This window comes from Halovenus halobia (genome assembly GCF_051414135.1).
GTDB classification, from domain to species: domain Archaea; phylum Halobacteriota; class Halobacteria; order Halobacteriales; family Haloarculaceae; genus Halovenus; species Halovenus halobia.
Map to the genome: position 1 here is coordinate 1 of NZ_JBLKOA010000016.1, position 1,071 is coordinate 1,071.

The 1,071-nt window shown below is 57.0% G+C and carries 1 protein-coding gene; it reads right to left on the bottom strand.

Features of this window, described 5'->3' with window-relative positions; genetic code table 11:
• On the bottom strand, window positions 1–982 hold a 982-nt coding region (locus ACMGFM_RS16620; RefSeq protein ID WP_436903808.1), incomplete at its 3' end, for an IS4 family transposase.
• Window positions 983–1,071 lie beyond the last annotated feature (89 nt).

Here is a 1,071-nt window from a genome sequence, read left to right on the forward strand (position 1 = left end):
CGAACCGCGACTTCAACTCCTTGAACAGCAGTTCGACCTCCCAGCGCGCCCGATAGAGCTGCGCGATATCGGGCGCGCTATAGTCGTCTTTGCCGAGATTCGTCAAGTAGAGATGGTGCTCTTCGCTCTCCTCGTTGCGTAGGCCGACCAGTCGAAACGTCCGGGTCGCGCTGGCGCCCGACCCTCGCTTTCGCTCGAACGAGAGTGTGATGCGTACGTCGATTTCCTGTCGCTGCAGGTCGTCGAGGACGGCCTGCAGCGACTCTCCTTCCAGTGGGATGGAGTTACCCCGCCACGTCCGCAGTTCTTCGACGATCTCGAAGTTCGCGTCGTCTTTGACACGAGAGACGAACCAGCCGTCATTCTTGTCGATACGGTCAAACAGCCAGAAATCGTAAAAGCCCAAATCAAGGAGGATGAGGGCGTCAGCTACCCACTCGCCGGTGGGTAGCTGACTCCGTTCATGAGTTGTCCCGTCGGTTGTGCGGAATCGTGTTGGGAGGCCGGTCGAGAGAGATTCTGTGAGGTGAAGCTTCAGTTCGGCTTGATCGTCGCCGGTTGCTGTGTAGATCTCAGCGGCGTCCTGGTACAGCGAAACAATGGTTGCGTCGGCAATGAGGACGTCTCGAAAGCGTTCGAGACGCCCGTTCAAGTCGGCTCGTCCGGTGTCGAGATTCTCGATAGCGTCATCGAGAATCTCTCGAAGGAGTGCAACGAAGCCCGGTTCGAACCAGTCGTGGAACGCCGCATAAGAGAGTTCGTCGCAGTCAGCCATCTCGACGTAGCGTTCGAGAAACGCCTGGAGAGAGCGGTCTGATCCAGCAGCGAAACCGAACGAGAGCGTGTAGAACAGTGCAACGATGTCAAACTTCCGCTCACGTTCAACGAGACTCGTTGCGCGAGCGCGCTCGCGCAACTCGTCAGAGGGAAACGCTCTTTGAATCCGCTCAACAATCACCGAATCCGGTGGTGAGTAGGGCATAACTCCCACCGGGTTTCTCAGACAGGTAGTTGCGACGGTCTCCAATCAGCAGATTGCGTGGTATTTCTCCACTAAACTAGAACAGATGG